Source organism: Chitinimonas lacunae (genome assembly GCF_042650885.1).
Classification (GTDB): domain Bacteria; phylum Pseudomonadota; class Gammaproteobacteria; order Burkholderiales; family Chitinimonadaceae; genus Chitinimonas_A; species Chitinimonas_A lacunae.
The window spans coordinates 4,404,544-4,427,230 of sequence record NZ_JBHSBU010000001.1 but is presented as its reverse complement, the minus strand read 5'-3'; the positions used below and the strand labels follow the sequence as shown (position 1 = coordinate 4,427,230).

20 protein-coding genes are annotated in these 22,687 nt (G+C 62.8%); 13 read left to right on the top strand and 7 right to left on the bottom strand.

Annotation, left to right across the window (positions count from 1 at the left end):
* Positions 1 to 94 precede the first annotated feature (94 nt).
* The 8 genes from ACFOW7_RS18970 to ACFOW7_RS18935 all read left to right on the top strand — a co-directional run bounded on the left by ACFOW7_RS18970 (position 95) and on the right by ACFOW7_RS18935 (position 10,246).
* A complete protein-coding gene (locus tag ACFOW7_RS18970) occupies positions 95 to 2,089 on the top strand; it encodes a methyl-accepting chemotaxis protein (protein ID WP_378167347.1) in 1,995 nt (664 codons plus the stop codon).
* 230 nt (positions 2,090 to 2,319) lie between these two features.
* A complete protein-coding gene (locus tag ACFOW7_RS18965; protein WP_378167345.1) occupies positions 2,320 to 2,988 on the top strand; it encodes a glycerophosphodiester phosphodiesterase in 669 nt (222 codons plus the stop codon).
* Between the two features lie 123 nt (positions 2,989 to 3,111).
* Complete coding sequence (gene dapA / locus ACFOW7_RS18960; RefSeq protein ID WP_378167343.1) at positions 3,112 to 3,990, top strand: 4-hydroxy-tetrahydrodipicolinate synthase; 879 nt, start codon at positions 3,112 to 3,114, stop codon at positions 3,988 to 3,990.
* Positions 3,991 to 4,010: 20 nt separating this feature from the next.
* A complete protein-coding gene (gene bamC, locus ACFOW7_RS18955; protein WP_378167341.1) occupies positions 4,011 to 5,186 on the top strand; it encodes an outer membrane protein assembly factor BamC in 1,176 nt (391 codons plus the stop codon).
* A 342-nt stretch (positions 5,187 to 5,528) separates the two neighbouring features.
* Positions 5,529 to 7,331, top strand: a complete 1,803-nt coding sequence (locus ACFOW7_RS18950) for an ABC transporter ATP-binding protein (protein WP_378167338.1) — start codon at positions 5,529 to 5,531, stop codon at positions 7,329 to 7,331.
* A gap of 304 nt (positions 7,332 to 7,635) precedes the next feature.
* Positions 7,636 to 8,097, top strand: coding sequence for an RrF2 family transcriptional regulator (locus ACFOW7_RS18945; RefSeq protein WP_378167336.1), 462 nt, complete (start codon positions 7,636 to 7,638; stop codon positions 8,095 to 8,097).
* A 77-nt stretch (positions 8,098 to 8,174) separates the two neighbouring features.
* The gene (locus ACFOW7_RS18940; RefSeq protein WP_378167334.1) at positions 8,175 to 9,359 is read left to right on the top strand and encodes a globin domain-containing protein; all 1,185 of its coding nucleotides are present in this window, start codon (positions 8,175 to 8,177) and stop codon (positions 9,357 to 9,359) included.
* 113 nt (positions 9,360 to 9,472) lie between these two features.
* Positions 9,473 to 10,246: a hypothetical protein gene (locus tag ACFOW7_RS18935; RefSeq protein ID WP_378167331.1), complete on the top strand. Its 774-nt coding sequence runs from the start codon at positions 9,473 to 9,475 to the stop codon at positions 10,244 to 10,246.
* 298 nt (positions 10,247 to 10,544) lie between these two features.
* On the opposite strand, the gene ACFOW7_RS18930 is transcribed toward ACFOW7_RS18935, so the two are convergent.
* Together ACFOW7_RS18930 and ACFOW7_RS18925 are read right to left on the bottom strand one after the other, a co-directional pair.
* Complete coding sequence (locus tag ACFOW7_RS18930; RefSeq protein WP_378167329.1) at positions 10,545 to 11,693, bottom strand: aminotransferase-like domain-containing protein; 1,149 nt, start codon at positions 11,691 to 11,693, stop codon at positions 10,545 to 10,547.
* A 135-nt stretch (positions 11,694 to 11,828) separates the two neighbouring features.
* Positions 11,829 to 13,331, bottom strand: a complete 1,503-nt coding sequence (locus tag ACFOW7_RS18925; protein WP_378167327.1) for a WS/DGAT/MGAT family O-acyltransferase — start codon at positions 13,329 to 13,331, stop codon at positions 11,829 to 11,831.
* Positions 13,332 to 13,538: 207 nt separating this feature from the next.
* On the opposite strand from ACFOW7_RS18925, the gene ACFOW7_RS18920 reads away from it, so the two are divergent.
* Positions 13,539 to 15,533 (top strand): SDR family oxidoreductase, encoded by a 1,995-nt coding sequence (locus ACFOW7_RS18920; protein WP_378167325.1) that lies wholly within the window; start codon positions 13,539 to 13,541, stop codon positions 15,531 to 15,533.
* Positions 15,534 to 15,620: 87 nt separating this feature from the next.
* A complete protein-coding gene (locus ACFOW7_RS18915; RefSeq protein ID WP_378167323.1) occupies positions 15,621 to 15,896 on the top strand; it encodes a polyhydroxyalkanoic acid system family protein in 276 nt (91 codons plus the stop codon).
* 68 nt (positions 15,897 to 15,964) lie between these two features.
* On the opposite strand, the gene ACFOW7_RS18910 is transcribed toward ACFOW7_RS18915, so the two are convergent.
* The 3 genes from ACFOW7_RS18910 to ACFOW7_RS18900 form a co-directional block, all read right to left on the bottom strand.
* On the bottom strand, positions 15,965 to 16,126 hold the full coding sequence (locus ACFOW7_RS18910; protein ID WP_378167321.1) for a DUF3149 domain-containing protein: 162 nt from the start codon (positions 16,124 to 16,126) through the stop codon (positions 15,965 to 15,967).
* A gap of 111 nt (positions 16,127 to 16,237) precedes the next feature.
* Positions 16,238 to 16,762: a DNA-deoxyinosine glycosylase gene (locus tag ACFOW7_RS18905; protein WP_378167319.1), complete on the bottom strand. Its 525-nt coding sequence runs from the start codon at positions 16,760 to 16,762 to the stop codon at positions 16,238 to 16,240.
* Between the two features lie 266 nt (positions 16,763 to 17,028).
* Positions 17,029 to 18,075, bottom strand: coding sequence for a hypothetical protein (locus tag ACFOW7_RS18900; RefSeq protein ID WP_378167317.1), 1,047 nt, complete (start codon positions 18,073 to 18,075; stop codon positions 17,029 to 17,031).
* Positions 18,076 to 18,446: 371 nt separating this feature from the next.
* Between ACFOW7_RS18900 and ACFOW7_RS18895 the strand changes: the two genes are divergently transcribed.
* Both ACFOW7_RS18895 and ACFOW7_RS18890 read left to right on the top strand, forming a co-directional pair.
* Entirely contained in the window at positions 18,447 to 19,181 is a 735-nt protein-coding gene (locus ACFOW7_RS18895; protein WP_378167315.1) for a DNA/RNA non-specific endonuclease, read from the top strand.
* 95 nt (positions 19,182 to 19,276) lie between these two features.
* Positions 19,277 to 19,654, top strand: a complete 378-nt coding sequence (locus tag ACFOW7_RS18890; RefSeq protein ID WP_378167313.1) for a hypothetical protein — start codon at positions 19,277 to 19,279, stop codon at positions 19,652 to 19,654.
* A 279-nt stretch (positions 19,655 to 19,933) separates the two neighbouring features.
* Here the strand turns inward: ACFOW7_RS18890 and ACFOW7_RS18885 are convergent, their stop codons facing one another.
* A complete protein-coding gene (locus tag ACFOW7_RS18885) occupies positions 19,934 to 20,992 on the bottom strand; it encodes an alkene reductase (protein WP_378167311.1) in 1,059 nt (352 codons plus the stop codon).
* 118 nt (positions 20,993 to 21,110) lie between these two features.
* Between ACFOW7_RS18885 and ACFOW7_RS18880 the strand changes: the two genes are divergently transcribed.
* A complete protein-coding gene (locus ACFOW7_RS18880) occupies positions 21,111 to 21,983 on the top strand; it encodes a LysR family transcriptional regulator (protein ID WP_378167309.1) in 873 nt (290 codons plus the stop codon).
* A 111-nt stretch (positions 21,984 to 22,094) separates the two neighbouring features.
* Here the strand turns inward: ACFOW7_RS18880 and ACFOW7_RS18875 are convergent, their stop codons facing one another.
* Entirely contained in the window at positions 22,095 to 22,364 is a 270-nt protein-coding gene (locus ACFOW7_RS18875) for a hypothetical protein (protein ID WP_378167307.1), read from the bottom strand.
* Positions 22,365 to 22,687 lie beyond the last annotated feature (323 nt).

Here is a 22,687-nt window from a genome sequence, read left to right as displayed (position 1 = left end):
GACCGACAAACCTTCACCTCCACCAGCCAGCACCGGCTCTGGCGCCGCGGCTGAGGCTGAGCTAGAACGACAAGGTCGTTGCCGGGAGAGTCATATGAAGAACCTGTCGTTTCGCACCCGTCTGATCGTCGGGGTGTTGTGGCTGACGCTGCTGGGGATGAGCGTCTGTACCGGTCTGGTCGGCCTGCAAGCTCGCGCCAGTGCCAAGACGGCGGCGCTCGACCGTATGACCCTGCTGGCCCAGCGCGAAGCGACGGTGCTCCAGATCGAGTTCGACAAGGTGATGGCCGCGGTGCGCAGCCTCAGTTACGCCGTCGCCGCCAGCCATGGCGCCGGGCAGGCACCGAGCCGCGAGCAGTTCGACCTGATGCAGCAGGGGATGCTGAGCAATATGCCGACCCTGGTCGGCCTCTATATGGGCTGGGAACCCAATGCGCTCGATCAGCGCGATGCCGACTACAGCGGCAAGCCGGGCCACGACGCCAGCGGCCGTTACGTGCCCTACTGGAACCGGGGCAGCGGTCAGATTGCCGTCGAGCCGCTGCTCGACTACGACAAGCCAGGGCCGGGCGATTACTACCAGCTCCCCAAGCAAAACGGCCGCGATGCGCTGATCGAGCCTTATCTGTACAAGATCCAGGGCACCGACCATCTGATCACTTCGCTGGTCAGTCCGATCAAGGTCAAAGGCAGCTTTGTCGGCATCGTCGGGGCCGATCTGCTGCTGTCGCGCCTGCAAGAGATGCTGGCCAGCATCAAACCGTATGACACGGGCCGCGCCATGCTGATCTCGCATGGCGGCGCCTACGCCGCCCACCCCGACAACACCCAGCTGGGCAAGCCGGCGGCCGATCTGCCGGAGGCGGCACGGGCCGCACTCAAGGCGGGCAAGCCGTACTACTACGAACAGGGCGATACCGGCTCGCAGCTTGAACCGATCCGGCTCGAGGGCGTCGATACCCCTTGGGCGGTGCGGATCGACTTCCCGCTCGAAGCCGCGCTGGCGCCTGCCAATGCGGTACTGTGGGTGTCGGCCGGCACTGGGCTGGCCAGCCTGCTGGCGATGGCGCTGCTGCTGACCTGGCTGATCGGCCGCAGCACCCGGCCGCTGCTGGCCCTGAGCGAGCAGATCGACCGACTCAGCAGCGGCCGGCTCGACCTCACGGCCCGGGTCGTCGTCGGGCGCCACGATGAAATCGGCCGGATCGCCATGGCGGTCAATGCGATGCTGGAGCGGCTGCGTGGCCTGGTCAGCGAAATCCATCGCCAGAGCGACCATATCGAACGCGACAGCCAGGCACTCGACGAACTGGCCCGCTCGGTCGCCGGCCGCTCAAGCCGGCAGAGCGATTTCTCCGGCTCGACCGCTGCGGTGGTCGAGGAAATGGCAGTCAGCATCAACCATGTGGCCGACAGCACCCATGAAGCGAGCGAAGCGGCGCAGCAGAGCACCGCACTGAGCCATGAGGCGGTCGAGCGGGTCGAAGCGACGGCCGGGGATATCGGGACGGTCGACCAGACCATGAGCAGCGTCAAACAGATGGTGCAGCGGCTCGACAGCCGGGCGCGCGAGATCGATGCGATTGCGACGGTGATCAAGGGCGTGGCCGATCAGACCAATCTGCTGGCGCTCAACGCCGCCATCGAAGCGGCGCGGGCTGGCGAGCAGGGACGCGGCTTTGCCGTGGTGGCGGACGAGGTGCGGCAACTGGCCGAGCGCACCGGACAGGCGACCGTCGAGATTGCGCGGATGATCCAGGGCATCCAGCAGGAAAGCAGCGCCACGGTGCGGCAGGTCGAGGCCGCCAGCAACCAGATCGCTGCCGGGGTGGAACAGTCGAGCCGGGCGGCCGAGGCGCTGCGGCGGATTCTCGACCATACCCGCAGCCTGTCGGCCCGGATCAACGAGATCGACGCCGCCACCCGGGAACAATCGAGCAGCAGCCACGACATTGCCCGCAATGTCGAGGCGATCAGCAATATGGCGCAGGAAAACGACGGCGCGGTCAAAAGCGCGCTCCAGGCGGCCGAACGGCTGCGCCGGCAGGCCGCCGAGCTGCGCGAACAGGTGGCACAGTTCAAGCTCTAGCGCCCCGATATTTGCTAAGCTGCCCGAACGAAGTCATGGCGCGCACTCAAGTGGACAAGCCGAACATCGGGCTGTTGCAAGCTGTCCAAGCCCGATCCGGCCAGGCCCGATGGGTGCCGTTAGCTCAAACGAAGCGCCGACGGCCAGCAGCCGGATAGCGGATTGACGTGCCGCCGGACTCGGCGACGATGCCAGCGCGGCCGCTCGCCAGCCAACTTGCGGAGGACCTCATGCAACTGCTCGCCCATCGCGGCTACCACCGCCATACTGCCGAAAACACCCTGGATGCCTTTGCCGCCGCCCTGCAACTGGGCTTTGACGGTATCGAGACCGATGTACGCGTCTCGGCCGATCAGGAAGCCATCCTCTACCACGACCGGGTCGCCCCCAACGGCACCCCGGTCGCCGCCCTGACCCGGCGCGAGCTGGGCGAATTGTGCGGCCATGCCATTCCGACCCTGTCCGAGGCGCTGCACGCTTTTCCCGCCACCTACTGGAATATCGAAATCAAGACCCCGGCCGCGGCCAGCGTGGCGCTGCCCATCCTGCAACAGTTCGAAAGCAGCCATCGCCTGCTGGTGACCTCGTTCCGCCATGATGTGGTGCTGGCAGCGGCCGAGCAGCTGCGGGTCGATTGCGGTCTACTCAATGCCCACCGACCGGCGGCGCTCAATTCCCTCCTCCATGCCGCGCTCAACTTCTCGCGGCTGCGCACACTGGTGTGGGACTACGAGATCGTCGATCCCGAGCTGATGGACCAGGCCAACGCCCTGGGTTTCCGCAACGCAGTCTACGGCGCACGGACCGCTTTCGAGCACGGCCTGATGCGCGAATACGGCCTGCATACGCTGATCACCGACTACCCCGAATATGTCGGTCTGGGCAGCCACGAAGCCTGAAAAACCCCTGCGGGAGGGAACCGACGCGCGGTGCGGCAGTCGTTACGCTGTCCGCGCGCATTCGGGTTAGAATGCCGCTCTCCCTGACAACCCGCGCCCTCTCGGGGCACTAGGAAATCCACCATGTTGCAAGGCAGTCTGGTCGCTCTGGTCACGCCGATGTTCGAGGACGGCAGCCTCGACTTCGCCAGCCTCAAGAAACTCGTAGACTTCCATATCGAGGCCGGCACGACCGCCATTGTCTCGGTCGGCACCACTGGCGAGTCGGCCACGGTCGATATGCAGGAACATATCGATGTGGTGCGTGCCACGGTCGAGTACGCAGCCGGGCGCATCCCGGTGATCGCGGGCGCCGGTGGCAACTCCACCCGCGAAGCGATCACGCTGAGCCAGCAGGCCAAGGAAGTCGGCGCCACGATGACGCTGTCGGTGGTTCCCTACTACAACAAGCCCACCCAGGAAGGCATGTACCGCCACTTCAAGGCGGTTGCCGAAGCAGTCGATCTGCCGATGCTGCTGTATAACGTGCCGGGCCGCACCAGCGCCGACATGCACAACGACACCGTGCTGCGCCTGGCCCAGATTCCCAATATCGTCGGCATCAAGGACGCCACCGGCGACATCGCCCGCGCCGCCGACCTGATCAAGCGCGCCCCGGCCGACTTCATCCTCTATTCGGGCGATGATGCGACCGCGCTGGCCTTCACCTTGCTGGGCGGCCATGGCGTGATCTCGGTCACGGCCAACGTCGCCCCCAAACTGATGGCCCAGATGATCGGCGCTGCGCTGCGCGGCGAACTCAAGGCAGCCCGCGCTGCCAACGACAAGCTGCAAGGTCTGCACAAGCAGTTGTTTATCGAAGCCAACCCCATTCCGGCCAAGTGGGCACTGCATCAGATGGGTCTGCTGCACAATGGCATCCGTCTGCCGCTCGTTCCCCTGTCGCCCTCCTGTGTCGATCCGGTCCGCACTGCAATGCGTGAAGCCGGTATCGAGGCCTGAACCGAGTCTGATATCCGCGCATGAAGTCCATTCTTTCCCATAGCCGCCCGCTGGCGGTGCTGGCCGTGGCGCTTGCCGTCAGTGGTTGCAGCAATCTGCGCGTCCCGTTTCTCGAAGAGAAGCAGGACAGTCCGGAATACAAGCGTTCGCGTGGCGCCATCAGCCAGCGCTCGCTCGAAGTCCCGCCCGATCTGACCGCGCCGGAAAGCAGCGCTGCCTACGATATTCCGGGTCTCAACAAAGCCACCCTGAGCCCCGAAGGCCGCAAGGCACTCGAAAGCGGCGCCGTGCTGCCGCGCTTTGACAAGGTCCGGCTCGAAAGCGCCGGCGGTCAACGCTGGCTGGTGGTCAATGCCCCGGCCGAAAAGGTCTGGCCGCAGGCCCGTGACTTCTGGCTCGATCAGGGTTTCAAGCTCACCACCGACAGCCCGGCCGCCGGCCTGCTTGAAACCGATTGGCTCGAACAGCGCCCCGATGTGCCCAACGGCACGCTGCGCTCGGCCATTTCGCGCGCGCTCGGCACACTCTATTCCACCGGTCTGATCGACCAGTACCGGATGCGACTCGAACGCAACGCCGACGGCAGCACCGAGATCTATATCAGCCACCGCGGCATGGAAGAGGTGTTTACCGAGAAGGACAAGAGCGACACGCGCTGGACCGTCCGCAAGCCCGAGCCCGAGCGTGAAGCCGAGATGCTGAAAAAGCTGCTGGTCAAGCTCGGCGTCACGGCCGACGCCGCCGCCCAGGCAGTGGCCGAAGCCAAGCCGCAGCATCCGGCCGCCGCCCTGGCGCCGACGGCACCGGGCAGCGAGCGCGCCCGTCTGAGCAATCAGGAAGGCCGCAGCGTGCTGCAACTGAGCGAAGGCTTCGACCGCGCCTGGCGCCGGGTGGGCCTGGCGCTTGAGCGCAACGGCTACAACGTCTACGACCGCGACCGCTCGCTCGGCCTCTACTACATCCGTCCGGGCGTGGTGCAGGCCAAGAAGGACGACTCGGGCTTCCTGTCCAAGCTGGCGTTCTGGAAGAAGGAAGATACCAAGTCCGATGCCAGCAACAGCGCGCCGGAATACCTGGTGGTGGTCTCGGGCAAAGGCAACGAGACCACGGTCCGGTTCGCCGCCAAGGATGGCAGCGCCCTGGCCGAGTCGAGCAGCAATACCATGCTCGACGCGTTGCTCACCGAGCTGCGCTAAGCCCCGCAAGATGACACAGCCGCCCCCGGGCGGCTGTTGTCGTTTGGGTCGGCACCAATTTGCCGCCCAAAGGCCAGGTATTGGCTTCTGGAAAGTTTTCTGCAAAAACATTGCAAGATATATAAAACTCAAAAACAAAAAATTATTGTAATGTGCAGTACGCCTGCCCCATGCTCCCAGGCAAGGCCGGGGCCTCCCGTACCGAGACTCAGAACGCCCGGTTAGGGACGCCCGGTTAGGGACGCCCGGTTAGGGACGCCCGGTCAGGGACACCCCATCCGGGACACTCTGTCCAGGCCCCCTGTCCCGCCACGCTCTTTACCTTTCCGACGGAATGACCTCATGCACCCGTTAAAAAAACTGTTCGGCTATGCCGGCCCTTATCGCCGCGATATCTATCTGGCGAGTCTGTATTCGGTTCTCAATAAATTCTTCGATGTGCTGCCCGAGGTATTGATCGGGGTGGCGGTGGACATCGTGGTCAACGGTGAAAAGTCGTTTCTCGCCAAGCAGGTGCTGGGCGGCTTCGGCATCACCGACACCTGGCACCAGCTGCTGTTGCTGGGTCTGCTCAATGCCCTGATCTGGGGCGGCGAGTCGCTGTTCGAATATCTCTACTCGCTCAAATGGCGCAATCTGGCGCAGAACCTGCAACACGACCTGCGGCTCGACGCCTACCGGCATGTGCAGAAGCTCGATATGGCCTATTTCGAGAATCAGCGGACCGGCAATCTGTTGTCCATCCTCAACGAGGATATCAACCAGATGGAGCGCTTTCTCAATGGGGGGGCCAACCAGATTATCCAGGTGGTCTGCTCGTCCATCATGGTGAGCGCGGTGTTCTTCGCACTCCAGCCGTCGATTGCCCTGGTGGCGCTGCTGCCGGTGCCCTTGATCCTGATCGGCGCCTTCTGGTTCCAGAAACGGCTGGCACCGCGCTATCTGGAAGTCCGCGAAGCGGCCGGTGACGTGTCGGCACGGCTCAACAACAATCTGCTGGGTCTGGCCACCATCAAGGCGTTTGCGACCGAGCAGTTCGAGGCCGAGCATATCCGCGAAGCCAGCGATACCTACCGCCAGGCCAATGCCCGGGCGATCCTGGTCAGTTCGGCGATTACTCCAGTGATCCGGATGGCCATCCTGGCCGGCTTTACCACCACCCTGGTCTATGGCGGCTGGCTCACCCTGCATGGCCAACTGGCGGTCGGGGCCTATTCGGTGCTGGTGTTTCTGACCCAGCGTCTGTTGTGGCCGATGACCTCGCTCGCCGAGGTCGCCGATATGTACCAGCGCTCGATGGCCGCCATCGACCGTGCCATGGGTCTGCTCGGCACGCCTATCCAGATCAGCTATGAAGGCCGGCATTTCCCGGCCGATTCGGTGCGCGGCGATATCCGCTTCGAGCAGGTCAATTTCGCCTATGGCGAGCGGCCGGTGCTCCATGGAGTCGATCTGACCATCCCGGCCGGCCATACCGTGGCCTTTGTCGGCGCCACCGGTTCGGGGAAAAGCACGCTGATCAAGCTGCTGCTGCGCTTTTACCAGCCGCAGTCGGGCCGGGTGCGGCTCGACGGCCAGCCCGTCGATGAACTCAATTTGCAGGACCTGCGCCGTTGTATCGGCTATGTGGCCCAGGACACCTTTCTGACCGACGGCACGGTCGCTGACAATATCGCCTATGGCGTCAGCGGCGCGAGCGACGCCGAGATCGCCGCAGCGGCCCGCGCCGCCGAGGCCACCGAGTTTATCGAGAAACTGCCGCTGGGCTTTGCCACCCGGATCGGCGAACGCGGCCAGAAACTGTCGGGCGGACAGCGGCAGCGGCTGGCACTGGCGCGGGCGATCCTGAAAAACCCGCCTGTGCTGATTCTCGATGAGGCGACCTCGGCCGTGGACAACGAAACCGAAGCCGCCATCCAGCGCTCGCTCGATGTGGTCAGCCGTGGCCGTACCACGGTGGTGATCGCGCACCGGCTCTCCACCATCCGCCATGCCGATCGCATCTATCTGATGGAAGACGGCCGCATCGCCGAAGCGGGCACCCATGAGCAACTGCTGGCGCTTGACGGCGGTTATGCCGCGCTATGGCGCCTGCAAACGGGCGAGCGCATCGAACCGCGCCAGTCGATTGCGGAACCGTCCTGATGGATTGATTCATGGACACAGCGTGTCCGACCCAAGGATGCACTATGCCGCATGGCGGCTAGTGCAGCCTACAGAAGGGTTGTTTGGCCGGATTTGAAATGAACTGCCGATAGCCCGCCGCTGATTTACATCAGGGTGGGCTAATTTTTTATCTTTATAGTATCAGCCTCGCACCGCCCTGTCCGACGACCTCTCTGCGCCATCTGGCCATCCGTGACGGGTGGCGCTCATGTCGCCATTAACTTGCATTGCAAATGCAAGTTAATTACCATCCTCCGCGTTCTTCCCGTGTACGTCGTTTTCCATGCAACTGACTCGTTTTGCCGACTTAGGCCTACGCGTGTTGATGTATCTGAGCCGACAGCAGGAAGCTCGGGTGCCGCCTGTCACGAGCGCCGAGATTGCTACCCAGTTCGGCATTCCGCACAACCATCTGGTCAAGGTGGTCAACCGGTTGGCCAAACTGGGTCTGGTGATCGCCACCCGGGGCCGTAACGGTGGTCTGCGGCTAGGCCGCGAGGCCACGATGATTCGCCTGGGCAGCACCTTGCGGGCACTGGAAACCGACGCCCCCCTGATCGACTGTGCGCAGCCGCCCTGTCTCCTGCAAGGCCGCTGCGGACTCAAAGGCATCCTTGACCGCGCGCTCGATGCCTTCTACGCCAGTCTCGACGACTACACCCTGGCCGACGTGACCACCGGCTCCACCGCCAGTGCACTTGGCGAATTGCAGCAGCAGTATTTAGTGCGTCTGTTGCCGTCCTGAACGATGACCTTCTGCCCATCGGCTCGGACTAAAAGTTGCATTTTAAATACCAATTAAATCCCACAAGGAGCCTCCCCATGCTGTCCTCCACTGCCCGTCCCTTGATCGCCGCCAGTGTGCCGGTACTGCGACAACACGGTCTTGCCATCACCCAGCATTTCTACCGCGAGATGTTCGCAGCCCATCCGGCGCTGAAGAACCTGTTCAATCAGGGCAATCAGGCGATTGGCGTGCAGCAGCAATCGCTGGCCAATGCCGTGTTTGCCTATGCCGCCCATATCGACGATGCCGCTGCCCTGGCACCGGTGATCGAGCGCATCGTGCACAAGCACGCCTCGCTCGGGGTCGGGCCGCAGCACTACCCCATCGTCGGCCACCATCTGCTGGGCGCCATCGCCGCTGTACTGGGCGACGCCGCCACGCCCGAACTGCTGACGGCCTGGGAAGAAGCCTATGGCCTGCTGGCCGGGCAACTGATCGCCGCCGAAGCCCGGCTCTACCGGCAAAGCGGCCATGCTGCCGGGGAATTGCTCGATCTGCGGGTGATCGAACGGCGCCGCGAAACCGATCTGGTGACTTCCTACTATCTACAGGATGCCCAGGGTCGCTCACCCGGTCGGTTCCGCCCGGGCCAGTATGTCAGCGTTGCCGTCCAGCTCGACAATGGTCTGCGCCAGTTGCGCCAGTACAGCCTGTCCGACGCGCCGCAGCAGCCGTGGTGGCGGATCACCATCAAGGCCGAAACCGGCGACCCGGCCGGCATGGTCTCGAACCATCTGCGCCAGACGCTCCGCATCGGCAGCCCCATCGCCGTCAGCCCGGCCTTTGGCGACTTCGCTCCCGAACTGGGCGGCGAGCGGCCGCTGGTGCTGATCTCGGCCGGTGTCGGCATCACGCCGATGGTATCGATCCTCAATACCCTGGCCTTCGAGGAAAGCAGCCGCCCCCTGCTGTTTGCCCATGCCGCCAGTGCGGCCAGCGCGCAGGTGCTGCGTGCCGATCTGGTCGCCGCCCGCGCCAGCCTGCCGCAGATGGGTACCGCCTTCTGGTATGAAACCGGCGACCTGCCAGCCCAGGCCCGCGCCGGGCGGATGGCGCTGGAACAGGTCATCACGCCCGATCTGCTGTCGGGCGAATTCCTGCTATGCGGGCCGCGTGGCTTTATGGAGGCACAGCGGCAGCAACTGCTCCAGCTTGGTGTGCAGCCGAACCAGATCCAGCGTGAAGTGTTCGGTCCCGATCTGTTGGAACACCTGCTCTAGTCACCGACACGACAGCGGTGTGGCATCCCGGGTACGGATGCGATCGGGGGGCGAAGGCGGTGGAGGCGGTCTGTCTATAATCCCAGCCGATACCCCCCGACAAAGAGGCGAAGATGCACAATTGGACCCCTTTCCCGCACGACACCTACGACTACAGCGGTGACAAGCTGCAAGCGGCGTGGAGTCGGCTCCACGCCGGCGACCAGGAACCCTGGCCGACCGACCCCACCGCCCAGGATGCCTGGCGTGCCTACCACACCGGCGAATTCGCCCAGGCCGTCGAACTGGGCCTGCGCGCCGGCAACGCCTCGGGCGCCAATGCCGCCAACAAGGCGCAGTCGATCTATGCCACCTATCTGGTCGACGAGGACGAAGCCAAAGTCCCCCTGTTTGAAGAAGTCGCCGAACGGGCCGAAGCGCTGATCGCTGCCAATCCCGACAATATCAACGCCCACTACCAGCACGCTTACGCGCTTGGCCGCTACAGCCAGGCAATCTCGATTGCCAAGGCGCTGGCCCAGGGCGTGGCCGGCAAAGTCAAACACAGCCTGGAAAAAACCCTCGAACTCGCCCCCAACCACGCCGAAGCCCATATCGCCATGGGCGCCTACCACGCCGAGATCATCGACAAGATCGGCGGCATGGTCGGCTCGCTCACGTACGGGGTGTCGAAGGACAAGGCGCTCGAACACTACCGCCGCGCCCTCGAACTGCTGCCCGACTCGGCCATTGCCCGGATCGAATACGCCAACGGCCTGCTGATGCTGTTCGGCAACAAGAAGATCAAGGAAGCCACCGAGCAATATCAACAAGCCGCCGCCAGCCAGCCGCTCGACGCCATGGAAACCCTCGATATCGAATTTGCCAAGTCGGAACTGGAGGATTGAGCTTGACGGTACGCAAGGACTGGACAGGGCAATAATTAAAATAATCAGCAAAATATCTGCAAGACGTAGTCTCAGAAAAACCCAAAAAATAAAAAATCCCGCACCTTTCAAATAGGTGCGGGATTTCTTGTGGCCTGATGGGTGTTGCCGTTTAAACCGGCGTCCGACTTACCTATCAGTCGGCTCCGCTGGTAAGGGACACTCCGCAGAGCACTTGCCTCGGCAGCGGAGCCGCCGCCAAGCCTCGCTGAGTGCTACGCGGCTGGGACACGCTGACGCCGAATGGTCTGGCCAGGCGCTAGCCCAGTTCCTTACGGATCACCTCCGCCAGAATCCTCACCCCTTCCTCGATCCGCTCAAGGCTGGCGTTGCTGAAGTTGAGCCGCAGCTCGTTGGAGATACGCGGCGTAGCGTAGAACGGCTGGCCCGGCATAAAGGCCACCTTGCGCTCGAGCGCCTTGGGCAGCATGGCATAGGTATCGGCTTCACGCTTGAGCTTGAGCCAGAAGAACAGGCCGCCCGGCGGCACCACCCAGTCGGCCAGATCATGGAAATGCCGGTCGAGCGACTCGGCCATCGCATCGCGCTTGACCTTGTAGAAGCCACGCAGCCGCTCCAGATGGGCCGGATAGTCAGGCGAAGTCAGCAGCTTGTGCATGGCCCACTGGCCCTGCCGGCTGGTATGCAGGTCGGCGGCCTGCTTGAGCTTGTACAGATAGGGCATCAGACGCTGGTCGGCCACCAGATAGGCCACCCGCATGCCCGGCACGGCGGTCTTGGAGAAGGTGCCGAAGTGGATCCATGGCGCCGACTTGAGCTGGCTACAGATCGGCTGGCGGTCGCACTCGTCGTAGGCCAGTTCGCGGTAGGGTTCGTCTTCGAGCAGCACCACATCGTAGCGGTCGAACAGCTCGGCGATCCGGGTACGGGTGGCGGCGTCGTAGCAGAAGCCGGCCGGGTTCTGGAAGGTTGGGATCAGATAGGCAAAACGCGGCCGCTCACGTTCGAGCAGTTGTTCCATCTGCACCAGGTCCGGACCGTTGGGGGTCAGACCGACTTCGACGAATTTGGCACCGAATAGGCTGAAACACTGCACCGCCGCCAGAAAGGTCGGGGCCTCCACCATCACCGGCGTGCCCTGATCGACAAACAACTTGGCCGCAAGGTCCAGACCCTGCTGCGAGCCGGTCAGCACCAGCACATTGTCGGGTTTGGCCGGAACGCCGATCCGCGACATCTCGGCGGCAATCGCCTCCCGCAGCCAGGCTTCGCCTTCGCTCGGGCCATATTGCGACAGGCTGTCAGGCATGCCGGTGAAATCGACCTTGGGCATCGCTTCGGGGGCCGGCAGGCCGCCTGCGAAAGAAATCATCTCGGGTTGCTGGGCGATCGCCAGAATCTCGCGCACCAACGATCCCTGTAGACGGGAAATACGTTCGGAAAACATAAATTCACAACTCCAGATAAGCTCGGCCAAAAGACCGCGCTACGCTGCCCGAGCCGTTCCACGGCGAACAGGGACAGCGCGGAACGAAACCGGGACAACCGTATCGCCGCCCCGGCGAACGATAACACGCGCGGCTCACGATTCGGCCTCGACGTCGTGCATCAGACTCCACAGCGCCAGATTGATCTCGGCCAGACCCGGGTCGGGCGGCTGGTCCCAGTGCTGCATCAGGGTCACCAGCACGAGCTTCTCGAATTCGGCCCCGAAGCGCTCGACGATGCGGGCCGGCTCAGCCACCAGCTTCTTGTCGGTCATCACGCCGAAATTCACATGCTCGTTGTAGGACAGGATCGATACCCCAATGCCGATTTCGCCCGACTGCGGCACCCAGAAATTGAGGTCGCGCACCGGACTGCCCGCCATATAGATCTGCTCGCGCGGGCCGGGCACATTGGTCATCACGGCGGTGGACTTGGTACTGAAATATTCGATGGCCGGCTGCTCGACCGCGTCGGGCAACATACCGAGCAGCGACAGCAGACCCAGCGCGATCACGGCATCATAGGAGCCCTTGATCTCTTCCATCCGCCGCCGGACTTCATAGACCCGCTCGATCGGGTTGGCCACGCCAATCGGCAGCGACAGGAACACCAGGCCGAAATAATTGCCGAGCTGGTCGAGCTTGCTCTCGGGCCGCAGATTGACCGGCACCGAGGCACGGATATCGAGACCGTCGATGTCCTCTTCGCCCGCATCGATCAGATAGGCACGCAGGGCGCCGGCCACGCACGATAACAATACGTCGTTGATGGAGCAGCCCAGCGCCCGCCCCACATGCTTGACTTCAGCAAGCGGCAGCGATTCGGACCAGGCAATGCGCTTGACGGTAGAGAGCGGCCCCTTGAAGCGGGTGCGCGGGTCGGCCGGCAAGGTGGTCAGGCGGGCCAGACCTTCCGCCAGCCCCAGGCCGGTCTGGGTATAACCGGCCAGCTTGGACGGATTCATCATCAGGCCGTAACCGGTGCCGATCAGCTTGAAATAGGACTTGAGCATCCCGGTGTACATCTTGGCGACCGGGCGATACAGCCGCATGAACAGATCGTCATCGTCACCGCCGGCATGGAAGCGCGGCTTGCGCGGCCGGGTGGCAACGGCGGCATCGGCCTCCTTGTCGGTCATCGACAGCAACACCTGGATCAGGGCGATACCATCGCCGATGCAATGGTGGATACGGGCAATCAGCGCGCTGCCGCCCTGGTAGTTCTCGACCACATAGAACTGCCATAGCGGCTTGGCAAAATCGAGCGGCGTGCTGATCAGGTCGTTGACCATCCGCTCCAGTTCGGCTTTGCCGGCCTGGCCTGGCAACGCGACCAGATGCAGATGGTTGGCGAGGTCGAAGTCCGGGTCGTCCTCCCAGGCGGCGTTGGCGCCGCTGCGCACCACCTTCTGCTTGAAACGGCGATGGCGCAGCAGACGGCTGTCGATCACGGCGCTCAGCCGCTCGAAATCGACCGGGCCGTCGAAAAACATGATGCCGTTGATCACCATCAGATTGGTTGGGCGATCCATTCGCAGCCAGGCGGTGTCCACACCTGACATGGCCTCGCGGTCTGAGCCGAATAAATTCAACAACATGCTTCTCCCCTATTTTTGCGTTCTGTTGTATGGATCGCGCAGGAGCCGTCCGGCCCCGCTTGACGCCGCGACCCGCCGATTATAGAACACGGGGGGCCGCCGCCGTCCAAGCAACGGCGCGGCTTTCGAGCATATGGCAACAAAAACAGGCGCGGCGCTGCCGGCCAACACAAGTACCGCAACGGGGAATCAGAAGGAGTACGCAGAATGAGCTATTTCGTCACCGGCGCAACCGGGTTTATCGGTCATCATCTGGTCAACACCCTGCTACAGCGACGCAAAGGACGGATTTATGTGCTGGTCCGCGAAGGATCGCTCGACAAGCTGGCTGAGCATAAAGCGCGCTGGGGTCGCGATGCCGACCGGGTGGTCGCGGTAGTGGGCGACCTGACTCAACCCCGACTGGGCGTCAGCGATGACGACCTCGCCGACCTCAAGGGCAAGATCAAACACTTCTTCCATCTGGCTGCGGTCTACGACCTCAAGGCCAGCGCCGAACAACAACAAAGCGCCAATATCGACGGCACCCGCCACGCCCTGCAACTGGCCGAGGCCATCGACGCCGGCATCTTCCACCACACCAGCTCGATTGCCGCGGCCGGCCTCTACGACGGTGTGTTCTCCGAGGACATGTTCGAAGAAGCGGGCAAGCTGTCCCACCCCTACTTCAAGACCAAGCACGACTCCGAAGGGCTGGTGCGGCGCGAATGCAAGCGGCCCTGGCGGGTCTATCGGCCCGGCATCGTGGTCGGCCACAGCAAGACCGGCGAGATCGACAAGATCGACGGCCCCTACTACTTCTTCAAACTGATCCAGAAAATGCGCCGGCTGCTGCCGCCCTGGATGCCGGCCATCGGCCTCGATGGCGGCCGGATCAATCTGGTGCCGGTCGATTTCGTGGTCGAGGCGATGGACCATCTGGCCCATCTGAGCGGCCAGAACGGCAAGTGCTTCCATCTGACCGACCCCAATGCCCGCCGCGTCGGCGAAGTGCTGGCGATCTTTGCCGAGGCCGCCCACGCGCCCAAGATGACGGTGCGGATCAACCCGGCCATGTTCGGTTTTATTCCGTCGATGGTGCGCGAGGCGCTGGCGAGTCTGACGCCGATCCGGCGCATCCGCGATGCGGTATTGAAAGATCTGGGACTGCCGCCCGATGTGATGCAGTTCGTGGCCTATCCGACCCGTTTCGATTGCCGCCAGACCCAGAAGCTGCTGCAAGGCACCGATATCGCCGTGCCGTCGCTGGAGAGCTATGCCTGGCGGCTGTGGGACTACTGGGAGCGCCATCTCGACCCCGATCTGTTTATCGACCGTTCGCTCAGCGGGGTGGCCAAGGGCAAGCATATCGTGATCACGGGCGGCTCAAGCGGCATCGGCCAGGCCAGCGCGATCAAGCTCGCGGCGGCCGGCGCCCATGTGATCATCGTGGCGCGCGATGTGGAAAAGCTCGAAGCGACCCGCAAGGACATCGAAGCCAGCGGCGGCCGCTGCACCATCTATTCATGCGATCTGTCCGATCTCGACGCCATCGATGGACTGGCCCAGCAGATCCTGGCCGAGCATAGCCATGTCGATGTGCTGATCAATAACGCCGGCCGCTCGATCCGCCGGGCCGTTGAAAACAGCTATGACCGCTTCCATGATTTCGAGCGCACCATGCAGCTCAACTACTTCGGCAGCCTGCGCCTTACGCTGGCGCTGCTGCCCAGCATGAGCGCGCGCAAATCGGGGCATGTGATCAATATCTCGTCGATCGGGGTGCTGACCAACTCGCCGCGCTTCTCGGCCTATGTGGCCTCGAAGGCGGCGCTCGATGCCTTCACCCGTTGTGCAGCCAGCGAATTTGCCGATCGTGGCGTCTACTTCACCACCATCAATATGCCGCTGGTGCGCACGCCGATGATCGCACCGACCGAGATCTACAAGAGCATGCCGATGATCATCAACCCCGACGAAGCCGCCGATCTGGTGGCCCAGGCGGTGATCTACAAGCCGGTCCGGGTGGCGTCGGGGCTGGGCATCTTTGGTCAGATCGTCCATGCGGTGGCACCACGGGTGGCCCAGATCATCATGAATACCGCCTATCGGATGTTCCCCGATTCCCAGGCGGCCTCGAACAAGGGCGAGAAGAAGGAACCGCAGCCGCTTACTGCCGATCAGATCGCCTTTATGCAGATCATGAAGGGCATCCATCTGTAACGGCGCCCAGCCGCCATCGTGAGATGGCGGCGGAACCGTGCCGGCGCGCCAGACGTGCCGCTCTATTTCAATCAGCAAGGATCTTCCATGTCGGACATCGTCATCCACCATCCTCATAACAAGCCGCACGACGAGGCGCGCTCTCTGGCCGAGCAGGTGGCGGCCAAGCTCAAGGCCGAGTTCGGCCTCGATTACCATTGGCAGGGGGATGTGCTGGAATTCCAGCGTTCAGGCGTATCGGGCCAGTTGAAGGTGGCACCGGCCGAGGTGATGGTGGTGGTAAAGCTGGGTTTCCTGCTGTCGGCCCTGAAGCCCAAGATCAGCAGCGAGATCCATCGCTTCCTGGCTGAGAAGTTCGGCTGACCGTCCAGTCAGCCATAAAAAAGGACGCGACGTCCAAACCGGCTCATCGCGTCCTGCACCGCTTCACTCTACTCCTGGCGTGGCTGCGACTTTTCCGCCTGCTCGGCCTCGCGCACCTTCTGATGAACGAACCAGCCCAGGTAGCCGGCCATCCCCACAATAAAACCGATGGTGGCAAGACTGAGAATGCCAATGTCAGTGGTAAACAGGTCTTGCAGGGCGACGTTCATGATGGCTCTCCGGTGGTCGGATCTGGCGATGGATTGCCGTCATTTCACGCCATCAGGCCGCCGCTGACGTTGACCGCGATCAAGCGAACGCCTGCGGCTGATTGATCCAGATCAAACGGGGCGGTTTCCCGCAGCGCCCGAGACGAATTCCCTTAATCCCATCCAGACCGCCAGTTTGTCGGCAAACGGCAGCGTATAGGCCGGACTCGACGACGGCAGATCGATCAGCCGCAGCGGCGGCGCCAGACCGGCGAGCTTGCGCCGGCCGATCCGGGCCGAAGTGCCGCCGTTGAATGCCACCGCCTGCAAGGCCGGCAGCGAGGCGACCAGCTCGGCCAGATCGTTATGCACATCGTTGCGGATATTGCCATCCAGACTGCCCTCGCGCTCGGCCTCGGCGATCACGTCCCACAGCCCCACGCCGTGGCGGCGCAAGGTGTCGAGCCGGCTCGGATAGTCGAGATCGCGCAGCCCCGCCACCCCGATCACCTCGCCGATCAAGCGCCAGAACTGATTCTGCCGATGGGCGTAATACTCGGACTTGGCGAGCGACACCTCGCCGGGCAGGCTGCCCAGCACCAGCAGTCGCGTCTGGGCATCGACCACCGGCGGAAAACATTGTTTGCGTGGGTTCATTGCGCGCTCCCGTGGAAACCAGCTTTTGTATTTCCTGATAAATATCCTGCTGCTGAATCGAAGGATGATTTATTGGATGGCTAAGGGAGAGATAAGGTTTGGCCAGGAAATTTAAAGCAGATGGCGCATTGCAGAGGTCTCCTTGATAAGGAGTCCTAAAAGTAACCTGCAAAGGAATCAGAGGATATTTAAGGCACCAAAAAATACCACCGCCCGTCTTCTCGCGAAGACGGGCGGTGGGATGGACCGCGCGTTCAGCCAGACGTTCAGCGACTATAGATTTGGGTGAAGCGCTGACTATTCAACATCTCGGCGAAGGCCGATTCGCTGCCCGAGAAGCTGTCGGGGTCAGCGCCCAGGCCGTAGCCGATCAGCAGCGACAGACCTTGCAGACCGCTGATGTCGGTGGGCTGGCTCAGGATATCGATATCGATCAGACGCGGCGTGGCCGGGAAGGATTTGTAGGCCAGGCGCGGACGCTCACCGGCCGCAGCGGCAGCGCTCAGCATCGAGAACGGCATCCAGCCTCCATCGGTCAGCAGCAGAATTTGGCCGCCCAACATGGCCGCCACATAGACGGCGACCGGCTTGCCTTCGTAGCGGCCGACCTTGACTTCGAGCCCGGCGATCACGGCCTGGGTCGGGTCGGCGATCTGCACCGGCGCGGGCAGGCCGGTGCCCTGGGTGGCGCTGACCGTGACCGGCAGCCAGGCCAGCGTGGCCTTGGCACCGAAATCGGAACCGATCTCGCCGTCTTCGAGCGGCAGGCTGTCGCTGCGGCGGGCGCCGCCGATGCGCAGCGCCAGTTCGCCTTCATAGCTGCTGTCGACCACGGTAGCGCGCAAGCCGCTCAGGGTGATCCGGTACGGACCATCGCCCGGGCTGTTCCAACCAGCGTCGAGATAGAGGCGCAGCTCGCCCCGGCTATCGAGGCTGCTGGTCAGGAATTGGGCGCGGACGGCGCCGTTGACCACTTCCCCGCGCGCATTGCGCACTTGCACTTGAAGCGGCGAAGTCTTGTCGAGGGTCAGCGGGGCCAAGGGCAGGATGGCCAGGGTACGGTTGCCCGTCAGATCGAAGGCGCCAGGGGCGGATTCGCTGATTTCCAGCTCGGGCAGCGGGCCGATCCGACCGGCCAGTAAGGCGGCACCTTCGAAACGATAGGTGGTGCTACAGGGAAGGGTGGCTGTACCGCAACCACCAGCCGGCTGGACCGACGCGGCCTGGGCCGGCAGAACGGCGGAGGCGGTCAGGGCGGCTGCGATAAACAAAGCGGTGCGAAGGGGGCGCAGTGCGGAGATACCGGACGTCATGGATGTTTCCCTGATGGCTGGAAGCGCCGGGGGGTCGGCGCGGGCATTGATTCGGCATAAAAATGCCAGACGCATTATGCCCACATCATGACGGTACTGCAAACACCAGTACAATACCAATGTAGTAGCAATTAGCATGCCCATGGTCTGACATACGTTCCAACACAGCGTTTTCATTGGTCGAAAAACTACACTGCCATCTCAACTACATAGCAAGCGCTTGTATTAAAAGACGAAGCTGACGACCATACGCGCCCGTTCGACGCCGGACCGTCGAACGGGCGCAGCACATCTAGGGGGTGTGCAATGCGCCTGCAAAAAAGCGGCTCCATCATGGGCCGCTTTCTTTACATACCAACAAGGGGAAATCCATGCGCCGACTACTGCTCGGTCTTGCCCTGAGCCTGGCCTCCTTCGCCGCCAGCGCCCAGAACTCGGATCATCTGGTTACGCTCGACTACGACGGCTTCAGCCTGACTTTCGACTGCGAAAACCGCACCGCCGTGCGTTTCGAGTATCTGGCCGACTTCGACGTCGGTTATCTGCCCCGCCCGAGCAAGTTCACGCTCGACCCGCAACTGCCGGCCGGCTGCCAGCAGCAGTGGTCGACCGCCAGCTATGCCAGCGTCCATTCGGGCTACGATCGTGGCCATCTGGTGCCTGCCAACCATATGGACCACAGCAATCTGCTGGGCAAGCGCGCCAACTACATGACCAATATCGTGCCGCAGGTGGCCTCGTTCAATCGCGGCATCTGGGAGAAAACCGAAGAAATCACCGAGTGCTATCGTGATCTCAACCCGGTGCGGGTCTATGGCGGCCTGGTCTATGGCGACGAGCGCAACGATTTCTTCCGCCACAGCCACGGTGTTCCCACGCCCGAATATTTCTGGAAGGTGCTGGTGACCCGTGACGACGCCGACGAACTACAGGTCATCGGCTGGTTCATCCCCAACAAGGAACGCCTCAACCCGCTCGACAGCTACATCATGAGCGTGGCGGAGATCGAGGAATTGATCGGCGACCAGATCGATATCGATTACCGCCTCAAGCACGTCAAGCCGCACACCAGCTGGTCCGTGCCGCGCGGCTGCGATCGCGGCTGATCTGGGTCCGGCACCGCCCCAGGCGGTGCCGTCCAGATGGCGGGAGCTGATAGGCGGACTGTCCGATATTCACGTCCTCAGTTACACTTATTGTTATGATCGCTCCCGCCCGTTCCCTTTCTGTTTTGCTGGCGCCTTGGCTTGCGCTGGGCCTGTCGCTGACAGCCCTGGCCGCACCGGTGGCCCCGCAATCGCGGGCCGATCAGGCAGGTTACGGCCAGGCCGCCGAGAAGAAACCGGCAGTCAAACCCGCCCCGGCCAAAACCCCTCCTCCAGCCAAATCGGCTAACAAATCCACCACCGACTGCTGCAAGACCGACTGCGCATCGAGCTGTGCTTGCAGCAAACCGGGCATCCATTCGCTGTTCGATCTGTTCCTGAGCAGCCCCGACTGCCAGAGCAACGGCCAGATTGCCGACAATCTGTCCAGCCCCGACGTCACCCCGCTCGAACGCCCACCTCTGGTGCTCTAGATCGTCTTCCCCAGCAGCGGCAACAGCCGACACTTTGTCTCCCCTGCACTGCATCCCTTCCGACGACGCTCGGCCAGACAGCACTGAAATCTCATTTTTCGCTCTTAGAACCCCTGTATCTGGCACATATTTGGCAGAAATTATTTATCAAGGCACTCCTGCAAAACTCGGCGTCGGAGAAACCGAATACAGCGCATCACGCTCAGGCCAGCCAAGCCGCGTTGCCAGTGGCTCCGACCCAGAGAGACATGCGCCAGCGAGCCACCGCCTGCCGCTCGCCTAACCGGCCAGCACCGGATAGTCGAGATACCCAACCGGCCCCGGCGAATAGAAGCTCTCGCGCCGAGGCACATTGAGCGTTGCGCCACGGGCAAAGCGTTGCGGCAGGTCGGGGTTGGCAAGGAAGAGCGAACCGAACACCACGGCATCGGCGCCATGGCGGGCAAGCAGCGCAGCGGCCGTCTCCCGCCCCAGACCGCCGCCTGCCAGATAGACCCCCTGGTAGACCGGCCGCAGCAGCGCGTGATAGTCGGCGCTGGCGTTGGGGGAATTCATCACATGCAGATAGGCCAGCGGCCGTTCATTGAGACCATCTATCAGTCGGCCGTAAGTCTCGGTTGGATCGCGATCGACCATATCGTTAAAGCCCATCTCGGGTGCGATCTTGATGCCGACCCGGCCGGGGCCGGCCACGGCGATCATGGCGTCGAGCAGCGCCAGGACGAAGCGGACCCGGTTGCTGGCGCTGCCGCCATATTCGTCGTCACGCTGATTGGCATTCGACGACAGAAACTGTTCGGGCAGATAACCCGAGGCCGCATGGAGTTCGACCCCGTCGAAACCGGCCGCCAGGGCCGCTGCGGTAGCGTCGGCATATTGCCCGATCACTTCGGCGATACCGGCCCGGTCAAGCGCACGCGGCACGACAGCGGGCACGGGGCCCTGATCGGTCCAGACCGTTGCCTGAGCAGCAATTGGCGACGGCGCAACCGGTGTCTCACCGCCATTGAGCGCCGGGTGGGCCAGCCGGCCGCAATGCATCAACTGCATGAACACCAGCCCGCCCGCCTGATGCACCGAATCGCTGACAGTGCGCCACGCCTCGCGCTGCGCCGGGCTATCGATACCGGGGGTACGCACATAGCCTTTGCCGATCCGGGCCGGATAGACGCCTTCCGTGATGATCAGGCCGGCGCCGGCGCGCTGGGTGTAATAGGGCGCCACCCATTCGGTCGGCACACCGTCTTCATCGGCGCGCGAACGGGTCATCGGTGCCATCACCAGACGGTTTTTCAGGGTGAACAGGCTCAGTTCAAGCGGGGTAAACAGCGGGTCCATCGGTCGGTTCCAGCAGGGGAATGGGAGGGATGTACTGTAATTGCTGCATCAATGGCGATAAATCGTCCTGAATACAGAACAGCTCTGCAACAATGGAACAATGATGCAGAAAGCCAGATTGGACGACATTGCCCTGTTCGTCGAAGTCGCCCGGCAACGCAGCTTTACCCGGGCGGGCGAGACGCTGGGCATCCCCAACAGCACCCTGTCGCGCCGGATGACGGCGCTGGAAAGACATCTTGGGGTGCGATTACTGAGCCGGACCACGCGCGAAATCCGCCTGACCGAGGCCGGGCAGCGCTACTTCGAGCGCTGCCGCGCGATCCTGAGCGATCTCGACATGGCCCATGCCGGGCTCAGCGAAATGGCCGAACAGCCAAGCGGCCAGCTAAGGCTGTCGATGCCGGTCGAGTTCGGCCTCAACTACATGCTGCCTTTGATCGACGAGTTCGCCCGCCGCTATCCGGCCATCAGCTTTGTGCTCGATCTGTCGCCGCGCCATGTCGAACTCGACCGCGAACATATCGATCTGGCGCTGCGGCTGGGGCCGGTCAACGACCCGCAACTGGTGGCACGCAAACTGGGCGATATGGAAAGGCTGCTGTTCGCTTCACCGCTCTATCTGGCACGCCATGGCGAGCCGGAGCGGCCGGAACAGTTGCCCGAACACGATTGCATCCGCCTGCCGTCGGAAATGATGGGCGCGACCTGGCGACTTGAGAGCGGCAGCGAAGTCGTCGAGGTGCGGGTCAAGGGCCGTTTCACCACCAATAACGTGACCATGATGGGTTCGCTGGCGCAAAACGGCCATGGCATCGCCGCACTCGCGCTGGCGCTGGCCCGTCCGGCGCTGGAACAGGGTCTGTTGCAGCGCGTCTTGCCCGATTGGCATCTGCCGCGCATCCCGGTCTACGCCGTGGTCGCCTCGCGCGTGTTGCCGGCCAAGACCCGGCTGCTGATCGAATTCCTTGCAGCCCGGCTCCAGGTCTGACGCACGCCCAGCCTCTCCCCCTGTCCTCCGCGCTTCCCTCCCCCACCCATCTCCACCAGAAAAACAATCCCCGGCCAGTCGGCACGGGGATTGGTGGGGCCAGCCGCCGGCTCACTTCCAGCCGGATTTCTGCTCACATTCCTTCATGGCGGCGGGGTTGGCTTTTTCCCATTGGCTGATGGAGCGGGTTTCGTTGTCGTCCATTTTGTCGTTCATGCATTCGCAATACTTCTGCACGACTTCGGCTTTGGCGCCTTCATCCTTATTGTCTTTGATGCACTGGGCGATCCATTTCTTATCGTCGGCCGTCTGGGCAGCCAGAACGGAAGAAGCGGACAGGCAGGCAGTCACTCCCAGCAAAGCGATCAGCATTTTTTTCATTGACGGCTCCTGGCGAAAAAGCGAGCCGGACCGCTTTCCGGCGGAAAGCATCGTTCCAGCTCGACCTTAGTTCTATAGCAGGGATCAGGCGCTTCACCGGCAACTTCCGTCGGATGGTGGTCGCGGGAGGAATCGGAGGGTGGGAGGGATTGGTAGAGGCCGAACCAATGAATGACATATTTTTACTTTTTACAAGAAAAGGCCATATATCTTGCATTCACTTGTCCAAATATTTTCCAAAACACCTCAACTCAGCTATCCAGACCACGCTGTCTCCAGCAGCATTTATATGCTTATGCGCCATACCGTTGCGGGGACGAAGC